At 73.5% G+C, this 17,172-nt stretch carries 15 protein-coding genes; 3 read left to right on the forward strand and 12 right to left on the reverse strand.

Annotation, left to right across the window (positions count from 1 at the left end):
* From pheT to infC, 7 genes are all read right to left on the reverse strand, one after another.
* A partial coding sequence (pheT, locus tag ACN6LD_RS23460) for a phenylalanine--tRNA ligase subunit beta (RefSeq protein WP_445044175.1) occupies positions 1–1,919 on the reverse strand: 1,919 nt, incomplete at its 3' end.
* The gene (gene pheS / locus ACN6LD_RS23465) at positions 1,919–3,040 is read right to left on the reverse strand and encodes a phenylalanine--tRNA ligase subunit alpha (protein WP_057580432.1); all 1,122 of its coding nucleotides are present in this window, start codon (positions 3,038–3,040) and stop codon (positions 1,919–1,921) included. The genes pheS and pheT, both read right to left, overlap by 1 nt.
* Positions 3,041–3,191: 151 nt before the next feature.
* Complete coding sequence (locus tag ACN6LD_RS23470) at positions 3,192–4,307, reverse strand: sensor histidine kinase (RefSeq protein ID WP_319187535.1); 1,116 nt, start codon at positions 4,305–4,307, stop codon at positions 3,192–3,194.
* Between the two features lie 47 nt (positions 4,308–4,354).
* Positions 4,355–5,206, reverse strand: a complete 852-nt coding sequence (locus ACN6LD_RS23475; RefSeq protein WP_319187537.1) for a TrmH family RNA methyltransferase — start codon at positions 5,204–5,206, stop codon at positions 4,355–4,357.
* A 197-nt stretch (positions 5,207–5,403) separates the two neighbouring features.
* The gene (gene rplT / locus ACN6LD_RS23480; protein ID WP_057580434.1) at positions 5,404–5,787 is read right to left on the reverse strand and encodes a 50S ribosomal protein L20; all 384 of its coding nucleotides are present in this window, start codon (positions 5,785–5,787) and stop codon (positions 5,404–5,406) included.
* Positions 5,788–5,883: 96 nt separating this feature from the next.
* Positions 5,884–6,078, reverse strand: coding sequence for a 50S ribosomal protein L35 (gene rpmI / locus ACN6LD_RS23485; RefSeq protein ID WP_003977225.1), 195 nt, complete (start codon positions 6,076–6,078; stop codon positions 5,884–5,886).
* 106 nt (positions 6,079–6,184) lie between these two features.
* Entirely contained in the window at positions 6,185–6,886 is a 702-nt protein-coding gene (infC, locus tag ACN6LD_RS23490; protein ID WP_079041356.1) for a translation initiation factor IF-3, read from the reverse strand.
* A 384-nt stretch (positions 6,887–7,270) separates the two neighbouring features.
* Here infC and ACN6LD_RS23495 point away from each other — a divergent pair, with 384 nt between their 5' ends.
* Positions 7,271–7,639 carry a DUF1844 domain-containing protein gene (locus tag ACN6LD_RS23495; protein ID WP_319187540.1) on the forward strand — a complete coding sequence of 123 codons (369 nt, stop codon included), beginning with the start codon at positions 7,271–7,273 and terminating at the stop codon, positions 7,637–7,639.
* A 100-nt stretch (positions 7,640–7,739) separates the two neighbouring features.
* On the opposite strand, the gene ACN6LD_RS23500 is transcribed toward ACN6LD_RS23495, so the two are convergent.
* On the reverse strand, positions 7,740–8,471 hold the full coding sequence (locus ACN6LD_RS23500) for an SseB family protein (protein WP_445044176.1): 732 nt from the start codon (positions 8,469–8,471) through the stop codon (positions 7,740–7,742).
* Between the two features lie 150 nt (positions 8,472–8,621).
* Between ACN6LD_RS23500 and ACN6LD_RS23505 the strand changes: the two genes are divergently transcribed.
* Entirely contained in the window at positions 8,622–9,665 is a 1,044-nt protein-coding gene (locus tag ACN6LD_RS23505) for a serine hydrolase (protein ID WP_445044177.1), read from the forward strand.
* A gap of 51 nt (positions 9,666–9,716) precedes the next feature.
* Here the strand turns inward: ACN6LD_RS23505 and mycP are convergent, their stop codons facing one another.
* Both mycP and ACN6LD_RS23515 read right to left on the reverse strand, forming a co-directional pair.
* Positions 9,717–10,913, reverse strand: a complete 1,197-nt coding sequence (gene mycP / locus ACN6LD_RS23510; RefSeq protein WP_319187546.1) for a type VII secretion-associated serine protease mycosin — start codon at positions 10,911–10,913, stop codon at positions 9,717–9,719.
* Positions 10,910–12,019, reverse strand: a complete 1,110-nt coding sequence (locus ACN6LD_RS23515) for a hypothetical protein (RefSeq protein ID WP_445044178.1) — start codon at positions 12,017–12,019, stop codon at positions 10,910–10,912. The genes mycP and ACN6LD_RS23515 overlap by 4 nt, the downstream gene beginning before the upstream one ends.
* A gap of 1,725 nt (positions 12,020–13,744) precedes the next feature.
* Between ACN6LD_RS23515 and ACN6LD_RS23520 the strand changes: the two genes are divergently transcribed.
* On the forward strand, positions 13,745–14,947 hold the full coding sequence (locus ACN6LD_RS23520) for an amino acid deaminase/aldolase (RefSeq protein ID WP_319197342.1): 1,203 nt from the start codon (positions 13,745–13,747) through the stop codon (positions 14,945–14,947).
* 33 nt (positions 14,948–14,980) lie between these two features.
* Here the strand turns inward: ACN6LD_RS23520 and ACN6LD_RS23525 are convergent, their stop codons facing one another.
* Positions 14,981–15,763 carry a 3-oxoacyl-ACP reductase gene (locus tag ACN6LD_RS23525; protein ID WP_415925017.1) on the reverse strand — a complete coding sequence of 261 codons (783 nt, stop codon included), beginning with the start codon at positions 15,761–15,763 and terminating at the stop codon, positions 14,981–14,983.
* Between the two features lie 14 nt (positions 15,764–15,777).
* The gene (locus ACN6LD_RS23530) at positions 15,778–17,148 is read right to left on the reverse strand and encodes an aldehyde dehydrogenase family protein (protein ID WP_445044196.1); all 1,371 of its coding nucleotides are present in this window, start codon (positions 17,146–17,148) and stop codon (positions 15,778–15,780) included.
* Positions 17,149–17,172: the final 24 nt, after the last annotated feature.

Consider the following 17,172-nt stretch of genomic DNA (forward strand, 5'->3'; position numbering starts at 1 on the left):
CCCCCCCCCCCAAGGACGACGGCGACATGGCGCGGCTGCTCGGGCAGCACGGCGTCCAGGGACGCCAGCTCCTCGTCGGTGGGACGGCGGCCGACGGGCAGGTGCCCGGCGACGCCCTTCTCCTCGCGCGGGAGGAAGACCAGACCCGTCTCGAAGAGGGCCAGGTCGTGCGAGCCCCGGCCGTCGTTGCGCCGCAGGGCGGCCAGCAGCCCCGGCAGCAGCGACGTGCGGAGCGCGGGCTCCTCGTCGTTGAGCGGGTTGGTGAGCCGCACGACCCGGCGGGCCGGGTCGTCGGCGTCGAGGCCGAGCTGGTCGAAGACCTGCTCGCCCACGAACGGGTAGTTCGGCGCCTCGACGTAGCCGGCGCCGGCCAGCGCCCGTCCGACGCGACGGTGCAGCCGCTGCCGGTGGGTGAGACCGCGGCCCGACGGCGGCTTGGGCAGCGTGGACGGCAGGTTCTCGTAGCCCTCCAGCCGGATGACCTCCTCCGCCAGGTCGTTGGCCTCGGCGAGGTCGGGCCGCCAGGACGGGACGGTGACGATCAGCTCGTCCTGCCCGTAGACGTCGCAGCCGATCTCCTGCAGCCGGCGGACGACGATCTCACGGCCGTACACCACGCCCGCGACCTTGTCCGGGTGGTCGGCCGGAACGCTGATCGTGTGCGGCGCGGACGGGGCGATGATCTCCGTGACGCCCGCGTCGGCGGTGCCGCCCGCGAGCAGCACCAGCAGGTCCACCGTGCGCTGCGCGGCGGCAGCGGCGGCCAGCGGGTCGACGCCTCGCTCGAAGCGCCGGGACGCCTCCGAGGACAGCTTGTGCCGACGCGCCGCACGCGCGATCGACACGGCGTTGAAGTGGGCGGCCTCGATGACCACGTCGGTCGTGGAGGCGCCCCCGTTCTCCGCGGCGTCGTGATCGGCGATCTCGGTGTCGGCGCCGCCCATGACGCCCGCCAGGCCGATGGGGCCCCGGTCGTCGGTGATGACCAGGTCCTCGGCGTGCAGCTTGCGGGTCACTCCGTCGAGGGTGACGATTCTCTCGCCCTCCCCGGCGCGGCGCACCCCGATCGTGCCCTGGACCAGCGAGCGGTCGTAGGCGTGCAGCGGCTGGCCGAGCTCCATCATCACGTAGTTGGTGACGTCGACGGCGAGCGAGATCGGGCGCATGCCGACCTTCTGCAGCCGGCGCTTCAGCCAGATCGGGGAGCGCGCCTCGGGGCTCAGACCGGTGACGGTGCGGGCGGTGAAGCGGTCGCAGCCCATCGGGTCGGAGACCTGCACCGGGTAGCCGAACGCGTTCGGGGCCGGCACGTCGATCAGGGCGGGGTCGCGCAGCGGCAGACCGTAGGCGATCGCCGCCTCGCGCGCGACGCCGCGGATGGACAGGCAGTCGCCGCGGTTGGCGGTGACGGCGATGTCCAGCACCTCGTCGACCAGTTCGAGGAGCTCGATGGCGTCCTTGCCGACCTCGGTCTCCGGCGGCAGCACGATGATGCCGTGGCTGCCGTCGTCGCCCATGCCCAGCTCGTCGCCGGAGCAGATCATGCCGTGGGAGGTCTTGCCGTACGTCTTGCGCGCGGCGATCGCGAAGCCGCCGGGCAGGACGGCGCCCGGGAGGACCACGACGACCTTGTCGCCGACGGCGAAGTTGCGGGCGCCGCAGACGATCTCCTGCGGCTCGCCCGTGCCGTTGGCGGTGCCGACGTCGACGGTGCAGAAGCGGATCGGCTTCTTGAAGCCCTCGAGCTCCTCGACGGTGAGCACCTGGCCCACGACGAGGGGACCCTTGAGGTCGGCTCCGAGAGGCTCGACGGTCTCTACCTCGAGGCCCGCCGACACGAGCTTGGCCTGCACGTCACGGCCGGTCTCGGTGGCCGGCAGGTCGACGTACTCCCGCAGCCAGGAAAGCGGGACCCGCATCAGATCTCCATCCCGAACGGCCGGGTGAACCGGACGTCACCCTCGACCATGTCTCGCATGTCTTCGACGTTGTGGCGGAACATCAGCATCCGCTCGATGCCGAACCCGAACGCGAACCCGCTGTACTTCTCCGGGTCGACGCCGCAGGCGGCCAGCACCTTGGGGTTGACCATGCCGCAGCCGCCCAGCTCGATCCAGCCCTCGCTGGAGCAGGTGCGGCAGGGCCGGTCGGGGTTGCCGACGGACTCGCCGCGGCAGACGTAGCAGACCATGTCCATCTCGGCGGACGGCTCGGTGAAGGGGAAGAAGTTCGGCCGCAGCCGGGTCTTCATGCCCTCGCCGAACAGCGACTGGACCATGTGGTCCAGGGTGCCCTTGAGGTCGGCCATGGTGAGGCCCTCGTCGACGGCGAGCAGCTCCACCTGGTGGAAGACCGGGGTGTGGGTGGCGTCCAGCTCGTCGGTGCGGTACACGCGGCCGGGGCAGATCACGTACACCGGCAGCTCGCGCGACAGCAGTGAGCGGATCTGCACGGGCGAGGTGTGGGTGCGCAGCACGACGCCGGACTCGGTGCCGCCGTCGGGGCCCTGCACGAAGAAGGTGTCGGCCTCGCCGCGGGCCGGGTGGTCCGGCCCGATGTTGAGGGCGTCGAAGTTGAACCACTCGGCCTCGACCTGCGGGCCCTCGGCGACCTCGTAGCCCATGGCGACGAAGACGTCCTCGATGCGCTCCGACAGCGTGGTGAGCGGGTGGCGGGCGCCGGCCGGCACGCGGTCGTAGGGCAGTGTGACGTCCACCGCCTCCTCGACCAGGACACGCTGGTCACGCTCGGCCTCCAGCTCCTCCTGACGCGTGGCGAGAGCCTTGTTCACGGCGCCCCTGGCCTGGCCGACCAGCTTGCCGGCGGCGGCCTTGGCGTGCGGCGGCAGCGCGCCGATCTCGCGGTTGGCCAGGGCCAGCGGGGAGGCGCCGCCGGTGTGGGCGACCTTGGCCTCCTGGAGCGCGTCGAGGGAGTCCGCGGCGGCGAAGGCGGCGAGCGCCTCGTCCCGCATGCGCTCGATCTCTTCCGGTTTCAAGGCCTCGACCTCTACCGGGTCGTACGACTTATTCGGTGCCGACATCTCTTCCCGTGTCTTCCGATTGGCTGGCTGAAGGTCCCCGTCACCGACTCATGCAGAGGTCAGAGGGCCGTCCCTGGGACACAAAGGTGCCAATGGCCGAGTCTAACGGGGTGGCGGTGTGCGAACGCGCCCGTGGGCCGCCCGGCCGTTCTCAGGTGAGGTACGCCGGGGTGCTCACGGGCAACGTAAATCGGAACTCCGCGCCGCCGCCCGCGGCGCGGCCGACCGTGATGACGCCGCCGTGGGCTTCGACGATGCCCTTGACGATGTACAGCCCGAGACCCGTGCCGCCGCGCTTGCTGCCCCGCCAGAAGCGGGTGAACACGCGGTTCATGGAGTCCTCCGGGATGCCTGCGCCCTCGTCGCTCACGGTGACCGAGGTACCGGTCTCCTCCCCCTCACGGGGCGAGGCGGCGGGCGTGACGTCAATGGTGACGGTTCCCTCGCCGTGGCGCACGGCATTTTCGATGAGGTTGCTCAGGACCTGGTCGACCTTGTCGGGGTCGGCCCACAGGGCGGGCAGCGGCTGTTCGAGGCGCAGCAGGAACCGGTCGGCGGGCTGTCCGGCGGCCACGTAGGCCTGGATGTGGCGTCCCACGGCGGCGCCCATGTCGACGGGCTGGCGGCGTACCTCCAGCCGCCCCGAGTCGATGCGCGAGATGTCGAGCAGTTCGGCGATGAGACGGGTGACCCGGTCGGCGTCGGCGTCGACGGTCTCCAGCATGAGCCGCTTCTGGTCGTCGGTGAACCGCGACCACTTGGCGAGCAGGGTGGCGGTGAAGCCCTTGACCGAGGTCAGGGGTGAACGCAGCTCGTGGGCGACGGTGGCGATCAGCTCGGCGTGGCTGCGTTCGGTGCGGCGGCGGGCCTCGGTGTCGCGGATCGAGACGACGACCCGGCGGACGGGTCCGGTGGGTTCGGTGCGGACGTAGCGCACCGAGACGAGCACCTCGCGCCCGCCCGGCAGGAGCAGGTTGCGCTCGGGCTGGCCGACGCGGATGGCGAGGCCGCCGTAGGGGTCGGTGAGCTGCCACCAGCGGCGGCCTTCGAGGTCCTCCAGCGGCAGGGCCTTGTCGAGGCGCTGTCCGAGGGCGTCCGCGGCGGCGACGGCGGTGATCCGCTGGGCGGCGGCGTTGAAGCAGACGACGTGCCCGTGCTCGTCGGCGACGACTAGCCCGTCGGGCAGGTCGTCGGGGTCTATGCCGAGTTCGGCCAGGTCACCGGCGGATCGAGCCGCTCCCGGTGCGCTGTTCGTGCCGACACTCATCCCCGTACCCCACCTCCCAGACGAGGAGCTCCGAGCACGTCACCCTACTAGCTGGCGGTGACGGAGCGGCACCCTCCGGAGGCGCGCTGTGCACGCGCCGATGCGTAGAGACATACGGCGGCCGCGGTCGCGAGGTTCAGGCTCTCGGCCTTTCCGTGGATCGGAACCCGCACGACGGCGTCCGCGAGGGCCCGCGTCTCCTCCGGCAGCCCCCATGCCTCGTTGCCGAAGACCCAGGCGGTGGGCCCGCCCATGGTCCGCCGGTCGAGCTCGTCGTCGAGGTCGTGGTCGCCCGCTCCGTCGGCGGCGAGGACCCGCACCCCGGCCGACTTCAGTCCGGCCACGGCCTGCTCGACGGGGACGCCGACGGCGACGGGCAGATGGAAGAGGGAGCCGACGGAGGCCCGGACGGCCTTGGGGTTGTAGAGGTCCACGGAGGCGTCGGTCAGCACGACGGCGTCGGCGCCCGCGGCGTCCGCGCAGCGCAGCACGGTGCCGGCGTTGCCGGGGTCGCGCACATGGGCCAGGACGGCGACGAGCTTCGGCCGGGCGGCGAGGACGTCCTCGAAGGGCGTGTCCACGAACCGGCAGATCCCGACGAGACCCTGCGGGGTGACGGTGGTGGAGACGTCCTCGATGACCTGCTCGGCGGCCAGGTGCACCCGGGCGCCGACGGCGCGGGCCTCGGCGATGATGTCGGCGTAGCGTTCGGCGGCCTCGACGGTGGCGAACAGTTCGGTGAGGGTGTCGCCGCCGTGGGCCGCGGCCTCCCGCACGGCCTGCGGCCCCTCCGCGAGGAAGAGCCGCTCCTTGCCCCGGAAGTTCCGCTTGGCGAGCCGCCGCGCCGCGGAGACGCGCGGGGAGCGGGGGGAGATCAGCTCGGGGCTGGCGGAGGACATGTACTCGTTCACCTTCGGTAAGGGGCTTTCAGGGGCGCGGGAGGCATCGACGTGCGGCCCCGCCGCGTGGGCGCGATCAGCCCACCACGGTCCGCCCACGTCCGCACCCGAACGACGGCCGTGACGTGAGCAGCAAAGGACCCGCAGGTCAGGAAAACCTGCGGGTCCAGTCACGTCGACTCAAAGCCGGCGCAGCGTCACGCGGCCTTGGGCGCGTTCACGTCCGCGGGGAGGGCCTTCTGCGCGACCTCGACCAGCGCGGCGAACGCGGTGGCGTCGTTCACGGCCAGCTCGGCCAGGATCTTGCGGTCGACCTCGATGTTCGCGGCCTTCAGACCCTGGATGAGGCGGTTGTACGTCATGCCGTTCTGGCGGGCCGCAGCGTTGATGCGCTGGATCCACAGCTGACGGAAGTCGCCCTTGCGCTTCTTGCGGTCGTTGTAGTTGTAGACCAGCGAGTGGGTGACCTGCTCCTTGGCCTTGCGGTACAGGCGCGAACGCTGACCGCGGTAGCCGGAGGCCGCCTCGAGGATCGCCCGGCGCTTCTTGTGGGCGTTGACTGCCCGCTTGACGCGTGCCACTTGTTAACTCCTTGTAGCGGGGCCGCGGTTGGACTCACACGACCCGGAAACGATTGGGTCCCGGTCAGGGATCAGGCGCGATGGTTGCGCCTGACGTCACTTGCCGAGAAGCTTCTTGATCTTCGCGGCGTCGCCCGGGGCCATCTCGGCGTTGCCGGTGAGGCGACGCGTCACGCGGGACGACTTGTGCTCGAGCAGGTGGCGCTTGCCGGCGCGCTCACGGAGCACCTTGCCGGAGCCGGTGATCTTGAAGCGCTTACTGGCACCGCTGTGCGACTTGTTCTTCGGCATAGCGCCGTTCTCTCCTCGTCGGTGGCGTTCCGGTGCCCGGTCGGGAAACCGGGCACGGTGGAACGCGCTTGTATCGGATACGCCCTCGGGACTCGCGCCCCGTGGATCACGCCTCGGCGGAAGCCTCGGCAGGGGCCTCGACGTCTGCTTCGACGTCTGCCTCGGCGTTCACGGCGTCGGCGTCCGCGGCGTTCTGCGAACGGCCCGGGTTGGCCTTCGCCTCGGCCTTGCGGGCCTCCTGCGCCTGACGGGCCTCGGCCATGGCCTCGGTCTTCTTCTTGTGCGGACCGAGGACCATGATCATGTTGCGGCCGTCCTGCTTCGGGTTCGACTCGATGAACCCGAGGTCCTGGACGTCCTCCGCGAGACGCTGCAGCAGTCGGTAGCCCAGCTCGGGGCGGGACTGCTCGCGGCCGCGGAACATGATCGTGATCTTGACCTTGTCGCCCTGCTTGAGGAACCGGACGACGTGACCCTTTTTGGTGTCGTAGTCGTGCGGGTCGATCTTCGGCCGGAGCTTCATTTCCTTGATGACCGTGTGCGCCTGGTTCTTGCGCGCCTCACGGGCCTTCATGGCCGACTCGTACTTGAACTTCCCGTAGTCCATGAGCTTGCAGACCGGCGGGCGTGCGCTCGCGGCCACCTCGACCAGGTCGAGGTCGTACTCCTGCGCAAGCTCCAGTGCCTTGGCAAGCGGCACGATGCCGACCTGCTCGCCACTGGGACCGACAAGTCGCACTTCGGGAACGCGAATCCGGTCGTTGATGCGGGGCTCGGTGCTGATGGATCCTCCTCGGTAGCACCACACGGCAGTCTGGCGGACAGCCACGTAACGTCTGTGTTCGATATGTTTTCAACCACGTCGACGCACAAAAAATGCCCCGAACGATCACATGCGGGGCTCCAAGCACTACCGGAGCACCGCCGCGAGGATCGCGGGGCGCACTACCGGGCGATTCCATCGTCCGTACGGAACGATGGCGACCGCCTGACCGGGGTGACCCGCCGTCCTCGGGGGACGATCGGGTGGGAGTTCGGAGCCTCCACTTGTGGGCCGGGTCCGCCTGCTGGATGGCACGCGTGTCCGACCGGTCGTTACACGAGATTAGCAGCTCGGACAGGCGGGCGCTAATCAGCCGTCGCCCGCCTCCTGCTGTCAAGAGGGCGTGCGGCGGGTCCTATCGTGTGGGGCATGAGTGACACCTCTCCCGGCGATGCGGCCGGCTCCCCCGACTTCGACGAGATGACCCGCGACATCGCCGAGGTCCCCGCCGTCGAGGTGATCGTGACGGTCGCCGTGAACCTGATGAGCGCCGCCGCGGTGAAACTCGGGCTGACCGACGAGGGCGACAAGTACAAGGACCTGGACGAGGCCCGCAAGCTGGTCACCGCCCTCGCCGGGCTGCTGGACGCGAGCACGACCGAGATCAGCTCCTTCCACGCCGCGCCGCTGCGCGACGGCCTGAAGTCGCTGCAGCTGGCGTTCCGCGAGGCGTCGGTCGTGCCGGACGAGCCGGGGCAGGGCCCGGGCGAGAAGTACACGGGCCCGGTCTACGGCTGATCCGCGGACGGTTCGTCCGGGAGACCGTCCGCGGACGGCTCGATCCGCCGACGCTTCACACCGGACGCTCCGCAGCGGACGGTTCATCCGCGGACGGTGTTCATCCGCGGACGTACAGGGGCTCGCCCGGGGGCGTGGACCCGGCCGGCAGCAGTGCCAGGTCGAGGCCGCGCACCAGGCGGGCCCTCAGCGTCTCGTCGGCGGCCAGCCGCCGGGCCACCGCCCGGGCGGCCTCGGCCGGATCGGCCGACGGGTCGAGCACGAGGGCGAGGATGCCGTCCGCCCCGCCCGGCCCGAGGTGGGCGCGGACGACCTCCGGTCCGGCGGCGACGGCGGCCCGGACCGCGGCGACGACCGCCGGGTCGGCGAGCGGGTCGGTGGAGGTGCGGCCCTCCGCGAGCGCCAGGAGCGCCGGCCCGGTCAGTTCGAACGGCACCGGTCCTGCCAGGTCGAGGACGAGGGTGTCCGCCTTCTCGTGCGCGGCCGCCTGCAGCGCCTGGTGCAGGGGGACGGCCACCGGGCGTGCCTCGGGGTCCCACCGGGCGAGGGTGTCGGTGGAGCTGAAGGCGGGCAGGGCGGTGCGGGCGCCGGCCTTCAGGGTCGGAACCGCCATGTCGCTGGTCTTCTCGCGGCGCAGCCCGTTCTCGTCCTCCTCCACCTCGCCGAGGACGGCCACCACGGGCACCAGGAGCCGGGCGCCCCTGAGGGCCTCCAGCACCGGTCCCACGGCGGTGCGGTCCTCGGCCCAGGCGGCGAGCGCCGCGCTCAGCCGGGGGTCGGCCGAGCCGTCGTCGTCGGAGAATCCGGGGTCGGGAATGTTCTTGTTCGCCACGGTCGTCGACCCTATCGGGGGGACGCCGCCGGTCTCGTGCCGGGCCGGAAACACGGCGGTGACCGCTTTCACGGGATTCTCAGTCCCCGCTGAGGCAGCTCTCACGCCGGCCCAACGGTCCGCACAGTCACCTTCTCCACCCTCGCGTGCATGGAGTCCTCCGGAGCACGTCGCAGTCGCCGCGCTCGCCCCTCCCGGCGCCGTCCGTTCCTCCCGGTCGCGCTCGCCGTGGCAGCCGTCCTCGGGGCGACGGCGGGCGGAAGCGTCTACGTGAAGACGCGGTCGCTGCCGCGTGCGGGAGCCGTATCGTCGTCCACTGCGACGACGCCGTCCGGCTCGGCGTCCGTCGAAGGAGGCGGGGAGGTGGCGGTGGAGCAAGTGGCGGTACCCGGGAAGGACCACGACGCGCTGCTGGCGTCGGCGATGGAGTCGGTGGCCGTGCCGCGCCGGGCCGCCGTGTCCGTGGCGGTGCTCGCCGTGGGTTCCGGCAAGACCGCCGTGTACGGCGAGGGCGCCTTCGACACGGCGAGCATCGTGAAGGTGGACATCCTGGCGGCTCTGCTGCTGCAGGCGCAGGACGCCGACCGTCACCTCACGGCGGCCGAGAAGGCGTACGCCGCCGCGATGATCGAGAACAGCGACAACGACTCGGCGTCGGCCCTGTGGCGGAGCATCGGGCAGGCCCAGGGACTCGACGCCGCGAACGAGCGGTTCGGGCTGACGGACACCGCGGGCGGCGAGGGCATGCTGTGGGGACTGACCCAGACCACGGCCGCCGACCAACTCAAGCTGCTGCAGCAGGTGTTCGGCGACTCGTCGGAACTCAGCGAGGCGTCGCGGTCGTATCTGCAGGGCCTGATGGGACGGATCGCCCCGGGGCAGCGGTGGGGCGTCTCGGCCGCGGCCGAGGGCTCCAGGTGGGCGCTGAAGAACGGCTGGCTGCCGCGCAGCACGACCGGGCTGTGGGACGTCGACAGCATCGGGCGGGTGACCGCCGGCGGCCGCGACTACCTGGTGTCCGTGCTGTCGAACGGCAACGCCACGCAGGCCGCGGGGATCTCCCTCGTGGAGACGGCGGCGAAGGCGGCGGTGGCGGTCGTCGCGGGCGGCCACGGCGCGGGATCGGCGTCCGGGTCACCGACGCCGACGCCGACGCCGACGGCGGTGTCCGGCTCCGCTTCCCCCGCCGGGTAGCCGTGCCGGGTCGGGGCCGGTCGCCCCGCTGCCGTGCTGCCTCGGGGACGGCTAGAGGGCCTCGTAGGGCTCGTGCGGGTCGCGCCGGTGACGGCCGCGCCACAGCAGGACCGCCGTCACCAGCAGCACGCCTCCGGCTCCGCCCGCGAGCAGCCCGGCCCAGCTCGACGTGGCGTCGTCCGCCTTCGGCTCGTCCGGTCCGGAGCCGAAGTACCGCTCGCCGTAGGCCGCGGACTGCAGGCCCTCGGGCGCGAGGCGGCCGGCGGTCCTGATCGCTGCGGCCGGGTCGATGAAGCCGTAGCCGCGGGAGTCGTCGCGGCCGCCGTCGGGGGCGTTGCGGGCGGTGTCCTCCAGCAGCTTCTTGATCTGCGCCGGGGTCAGACCGGGATGGGCGGCCTTGACCAGTGCCACCGCCCCCGAGACGAACGCGGAGGCCGCGCTGGTCCCCCAGCCCTGGTAGTACTTGTGGTCCGGATCGGCGATGACGACGTCGACGCCGGGCGCGCTGACCGTGGCGTACCAGCGGCGGGTGGAGAAGGACGCGCGGGTGCCGTAGCGGTCGACGGCGGTCGCGGCGATGACGCCCGGGTAGGCGGCCGGGTAGGAGATGTGGTCGCCCTTCTCGCCGCCGTTGCCGGCCGAGGCGACGACGACCGACCCCTTCTTCAGCGCGTACTGGACGGCCTCGTCCTCGGCGGGTTCGGGATGCGCGGAGGCGGAGTCGTCGCCGAGGGAGAGGTTGATGACGTCGGCGCCCTGGTCGGCGGCCCATCGGATGCCCTCGGCGAGGGCGTTGCCGCGGGTGTTGCGGGCTTTGGTGCGCTGCGGGTCGCCGTCCTCGAGGATCACGCGGACGGGGAGGATCTTCGCCTCCGGCGCGATGCCGAGCACACCGTCGTCGTCGCCGTAGCCGTGGCCGTGACCGGCGATGATGCTGGCCATGGCGGTGCCGTGCCGGGCCCAGGCGCGATCGCCGCGCGCGGCGCCGAAGCCGACCAGGTCCTTTCCGGTGAGGACGTTGCCGAGGAGGTCCGGGTGGTCGGCCTCGACGCCGGTGTCGAGGACCGCGACCGTCACGCCCTTCCCCTTGGTCGTCTGCCAGGCCTGCTCGGTGTGCAGGGCGGTCAGGGCCCACTGCTGGGCACGGATGCCGTCGGCGTGGGCCTGGGCGGCCGGCAGGAACGCGACGGAGCAGGCGAGCAGGCAGCTGAGGAGGCCCGCCCGGCGGGCGGTGGTGCGTCGGCTCATGAGGGCTGCTCCGAGGGCGGCGTGACGACGGTCTTGCGCAGTCCGCGTTCGATGCGGTCGGCGAGGCCCTGTGCCTCGTTGCCGAGACCCGCCTGGGCGGGGGCGGTCGTGGCGCCGGTCGCGGTGGCGACGGGAGCGGGCTGCGGGGTGTCCACGGTGCGGCCGTCGGCCCAGCCGGAGACGGCGTACACCACGACCGGCGCGTCCGTCAGCACGGAGAGGGTCCACGCGGCGCGCTGCTTGTCGCCGAAGGCGGCGGCCACGGTGCCCTTCGCGGCGTACGGACGGGGCATCAGATCCGCCCGCCTCGCCAGGCCCTCCTTCGTGACGCGGGCGTCGAGGGAGCGCATGGCGGGCGCGTCGGCCTTGGTGAACAGCAGGCCGACGGTGGTCACATAGCTCTGGGTGGCGTCGGTGTAGGTGGCCCGCAGCAGCCGCTCGCAGCCGACCGGCGCGAGGACCTTCAGCAGCAGCGGGTCGAAGGCGTCGGCGCAGCCGCCGTCCGGGGCGACGGCGATCCGCGTCCAGGCGCGGTCGGCGCCGCCGGGGCCGGCGCCCTGCCCGTCCACCGTGGGCGGGAACAGCCGGTCCACGGGCACGTTGTGCCACAGGCCGCCGGCGGTGACGTAGGCACTGCGATCGGCGCCGTCCCCCGAGCCTCCTACGAGCCAACTGCCGGTCAGGGCACCGCCGATGAGGCCGAGCCCGAGGACGACGCAGACGGCGGCCGCGGCGGTGCGTCCCCGTCGGCCGAGGGTCCAGGGCGTGTCCCGGTATCCCTCGGGCCGCCCGAACGTCACCACGGGCCGCCGGGCGCCGTGGCCGCCGCCCGGGGACATCGGAGCGCTCCAGGAGAGCGACGGGTCGGGTCCGCTCGCCGCGTCGGGGGCGGTGTCGGGCCGCCGCGGAGCCTGCGGCGCGGGGGGCGCGGACGGGGGCGGCACAGCGAAGTCGGGTTGCTGCAAGGCCGCGGCGGGACTCCACGCCGGTCCGTCGTCCGGCTGCGGGACCCTCCGGAAGCCGGCGCGCTCGGCGGCGCCGGACGCCTCCGGCGCGGGCACCCAGTCACGCGGCAGCGGCGTCCAGGCGCGGTCCGAGGTGTGCACACTCCCGGCGCCGGCGGAACGGACGCTCTCGGCGCCAGCGGGCCGTGGGTCGTCCCAGCCGGCGGGGGCGGGGCGCGGACCCTGCCCGTCCGGGGCTCGCGGGCCGTCACGGTCGGCGGGGGCGGGCCGCGGACCCTGCCGGTCCGAGGTGCATGGGTCGTCACCGTCGGCGGGGCGCGGGGCGGCCGGGGTGGTCCCAGAGGTGTCCGGCCGGGTGGGCCGAGGGGCAGGGTCGAAAGGCCGGAAGGGTCCTTGGCCGGCTGCGCGGCCGGCGGTCCGACCGGACGGCCCGCTGTGGGCGTCCGGCCCGTCGGCGGGAGCGGCGGGCGTGGTGTCACCGGCCTGAGGACGCGTGGCCTCGACGGGCGAGGGCCGCCGAGCGTCCCCGGCCGCGGCGAACGGAGGCCCGGCAGCCGTGGGAGGCCGGGACCCGTCGGGCGCGGGGCGCGGGACCTCACCGGCCGTGGAAGGCCGGGACCCGTCGGGCGCGGGGTGCGGAGGCTCGGCGGTCGCCGGAGACCGGGTGCCACCGGCCGGAGGGTGCTGGGGCCCACCGGCCGCGGCGAACGGAGGCCCGGCAGCCGTGGAAGGCCGGGACCCGTCGGGCGCGGGGTGCGGGACCTCACCGGCCGTGGAAGGCCGGGACACACCGGGCGCGGGGTGCGGAGACTCGGCGGCTTTGGGGGTCGGGGCGGCCGGGTGCGTGGAGCGGGGCGGCGGGTCCGAGGGGCGGAAGAAGCCCGTGGTGAAGGGGCGCGGGGCGGCTGTGCCGGCGGCGTCCTGGCCGTCCGTGAGGCGGGACGCCGGCCTCTCAGGGCGCGGGGCGCGACGGAAGTCGTGGGGCGGGGCGGGACGCGGGACGGCGGGCGGGCGCTCGTCGGTCGCCGCGGGCCTCGCGGTGTCGTCAGGACGTGGGGGGTGCGCGGGACGGCTCGGCGGAGGCGGGGTGTCCGGGAAACGGGCCGACGCGGGGGGCGGGGGCGGGGTCATGGCGTCCGTGTGCTGGGCCCGCAGGGTGGTGAAGCGGGGGGCGGTGCCGGGGCTGGAGGGAGCGGTGTCCGCGGAGGCGGGCATGCCGCCGTCCCCGGCCGTGCCGGCGTCCCGGGTCTCCGGCGCCCCCGGAGCGGGCGCCGTCCGGTGCGCGGACCGTCGTCCGGCCGCGTCGGTCGTCGCCTGTGGCGCGGCTTCGCGTTCCTCACGGTGGGGTGCCGGGCGCTGCGGGGGCTCCTGCGGCGACCGGCCGGGGCCGGCCGGTCGGACGGTCCTCGCGCGGGCGGCCGCGGTGTCCGACGCGTCGGGGGCGTCCGCCGGGACGGGGGCGGGCGGCCGGGCGGGACGGGGCGGGGCGCTCGGACGCGGCGGGACGCCGGGGTGGGGAGGGACGTCCGGTTGCGGGGGGACGTCCGGTTGCGAGGGGACCGAGGCGCGGCGTGCTTCCGTGCTCATGCACCCCCCGTTTCCTCGTCCCCGGGCCGTCGTTCTCGTACGCGGGCCGTCGGTTCGCCCGGGCGAGCCGGCGCGACCCGGTCGTCCGTCGCGGGCAGGCATACCCGCGCGGGCGGACCGGCATCCCGACGCGGCTGTCCCGGGCGGAGCCGTTCCTCCGTACGTGCGCGTCACTCTACGGCTTGTCGCCGGTCGAGCGGGAACCAGTCGGCGGCCCCGGGGGCATTAGCCCGGAACGTCCCCCTACCCTGCGGTAATCCTGTCTGGCAGGCTTCCTTCATGACTGCGCGCGCCGCCGACCGGGCCCGGTACGACCGGGCCACCGCCCATCTCGACGCCCCGCTCGCCCTTGTGGACCTGGACGCCTTCGACGCGAACGCCGAGGATCTGGTCCGCCGGGCCGGCGGCAAGCCGATCCGGCTCGCGAGCAAATCCGTGCGCTGCCGGACGCTGCTGGAACGCGTCCTGGCGAAGGACGGCTTCGCGGGGATCATGTCGTTCACCCTCGCCGAGTCGCTGTGGCTGGCCCGCTCGGGCTTCGAGGACATCCTCCTCGCGTACCCGTCGGCCGACCGCGGCTCCTATGCCGAGCTGGCCTCCGATCCCAAGCTCGCCGCCGCCGTCACCGTCATGGTCGACGACGTCGCCCAGCTCGACCTCATCGACGCTGCGCGGGCCGGCGGCACCGAAGTCGTCCGCGTCTGCCTGGAGTTGGACACCTCGCTGAAGCTGCTCGGCGGTCGGTTCCGGGTGGGCGCGCTGCGCTCGCCGCTGCACACCCCCGCCCAGGTCGCCGACGTGGCGCGGGCGGTGGCCCGGCGGCCCGGTTTCCGGCTGGTGGGGATCATGGCGTACGAGGGGCACATCGCCGGGGTCGGCGACGCCGTCGCCGGACGGCCCCTGCGGTCGCGGGCGATCCGGCTGATGCAGGCCACCGCCCGGCGGGAGCTCGCGGAGCGGCGCGCCGCCGTGGTGCGCGCGGTGCGGGCCGTCGTGCCGGACCTCGAGTACGTCAACGGCGGCGGCACCGGCAGTGTGCAGCACACCGCCGCCGAGGACGCGGTCACCGAGATCGCGGCCGGGTCCGGGCTGTACGTGCCGCGGCTCTTCGACAACTACACGTCGTTCAGCGGCCGTCCGGCCGCGTTGTTCGCCATGCCCGTCGTACGCAGGCCGGGCGTCGGGGTGGTGACCGTCCTCGGCGGCGGCTACCCGGCCTCCGGTGCGGCCGGGCCCGACCGGCTCCCGGCGCCCTACCTCCCCGAGGGTCTGCGTTACGACCCCCAGGAGGGTCCCGGTGAGGTGCAGACGCCGCTGCTCGGCTCCCCCGCCGACGATCTGCTGATCGGCGACAAGGTGTGGTTCCGGCACGCGAAGGCCGGCGAGCTGTGCGAACGGTTCGAGATGCTGCATCTCGTCGAGGGGGACGCCGTGACGGCGACCGTGCCGACCTACCGGGGCGAGGGTCACACCTTCCTCTGACCGCCGCCGACCGCCGCCCCGGACCGCCGGGTTCTACAGCGGGGTCACGTACGCCCCGGAGATCCCGCCGTCCACCAGGAAGTCGCTGGCGTTGACGAACGAGGAGTCGTCGCTGGCCAGGAAGGCGACGGCGGCGGCGATCTCCTCGGCCTCGGCGAACCGGCCGACGGGGATGTGGACGAGGCGGCGGGCGGCCCGCTCGGGATCCTTGGCGAACAGCTCCTGCAGCAACGGGGTGTTGACCGGCCCGGGGCACAGCGCGTTCACGCGGATGCCCTCCCGGGCGAACTGCACGCCGAGTTCGCGGGACATGGCGAGGACACCGCCCTTGGACGCCGTGTACGAGATCTGCGAGGTCGCCGCGCCCATCCGCGCCACGAAGGACGCCGTGTTGATGATGGAGCCGCGGCCCTGCCTGCGCATGTAGGGGATGGCGGCCTTGCAGCACAGGTAGACGGAGGTGAGGTTGACCTCCTGGACGCGCCGCCAGGCCTCCAGGCCGGTCTCCAGGATGGAGTCGTCGTCGGGCGGGGAGATGCCCGCGTTGTTGAAGGCGACGTCCACGCTGCCGTAGGTCTCGTACGCCGTCCGGAACAGCGCCTCGACCTGCTCCGGGTCGGTGACGTCGACCTTCACGAAGATCCCGCCGACCTCCTCGGCGGCGGCCTTGCCGCGGGTCTCGTCGACGTCGCCGCAGACGACGTGCGCGCCCTCGGAGGCGAGCCGGCGCGCGGAGGCGAGGCCGATGCCGCTGCCGGCGCCGGTGACGACGGCCGTGCGGCCCACCAGGCGGCGGCAGATGTTCTCGTCGGGCAGGGGGGTGGATGACGTCACTGTGCGGGGCCCTCCGTGCTGATGAAGACGTTCTTGGTCTCGGTGAAGGCGGTCAGGGCGTCCGGGCCCAGCTCACGGCCGACGCCGGACTGCTTGTAGCCGCCGAACGGGGTCCAGTAGCGGACGCTGGAGTGGGAGTTGACGGACAGGTTCCCGGCGCGCACGGCCCGCGAGACGCGCAGCGCGCGGCCGACGTCCCGGGTCCAGACGGAGCCGGACAGGCCGTAGGGGGTGTCGTTGGCGAGCCGGACCGCGTCCGCCTCGTCGGTGAAGGGGAGCAGCACGGCGACGGGTCCGAAGATCTCCTCGCGGGCGGCCGCGGAGTCGGGCCGTTCGCCGGTGAGCACGGTCGGCGGGAACCAGAACCCGGGGCCGTCGGGTGCGCTGCCGCGCAGCGCCTGCGCGTCGTCCGGCACGAACGACCGTACGCGGTCCACCTGCTGACGGGAGATCAGCGGCCCCATCCGGGTCGCCTCGTCGGCCGGGTCGCCGACCACCACAGCGGCCAGCTCCCGTGCCAGGTGGTCGGCCACCTCGTCGTACACCGACTCCTGGACGAGGATCCGGGTGCGGGCACAGCAGTCCTGGCCGGAGTTGTCCAGGAAGGAGTACGGGTCGACGGCGGTCTTCAGATCGGCGTCGGCGAAGACGATGTTCGGGCTCTTGCCGCCGAGTTCCAGGGTGACCGGCTTGACCTGCCGGGCGCAGCGCTCCATGACCTCGCGGCCGGTGCGGGTGGAGCCGGTGAACACGATCTTCGCGACGTCCGGGTGGTCGACGAGCGCCCGTCCGGCGACCGCGCCGTAGCCCGGAAGCACCTGGAAGAGATGCTCGGGCAGGCCTGCCTCCAGGGCTAGTTCGGCCAGCCGCAGGGCGGTGAGCGGGGTGGTCTCGGCGGGCTTGAGGACGACCGCGTTGCCCGCCGCGAGGGCCGGGAAGGCGCCCCAGGCAGCGATCGGCATGGGGAAGTTCCACGGGGCGATCACGCCGACCACGCCGAGCGGCTCGTGGAAGGTGACGTTCCAGCCGCCGGACACGGGGATCTGGCTGCCCAGGAGCCGTTCGACGCCGCCCGCCGCGTAGAGGAGCAGGTCGCGGGCGTTGCCGGCCTCCCAGCGGGCGTTGCCGAGGAGGTGGCCGGCCTCGCGGACCTCGAGCAGCGCCAGTTCCTCGACGTGCGCGTCGACCACGTCGGCGAAGCGGCGCAGCAGTCGGGCGCGGTCGGCGGGGGCCGCCGCGGCCCAGGCGGTCTGCGCGGCCGCGGCCCGGGCCACCGCGCGGTCCACGTCCGCCGCGTCGGCGGCCGGGACGGCGGCGACGACCTCCTCGGTGGCCGGGTTGAGCACGATCAGCTCGTGCGGGGACAGCTCGTGCGGGGACTGCTCGTGCGG

It is taken from the genome of Streptomyces sp. SAS_272 (genome assembly GCF_052543235.1).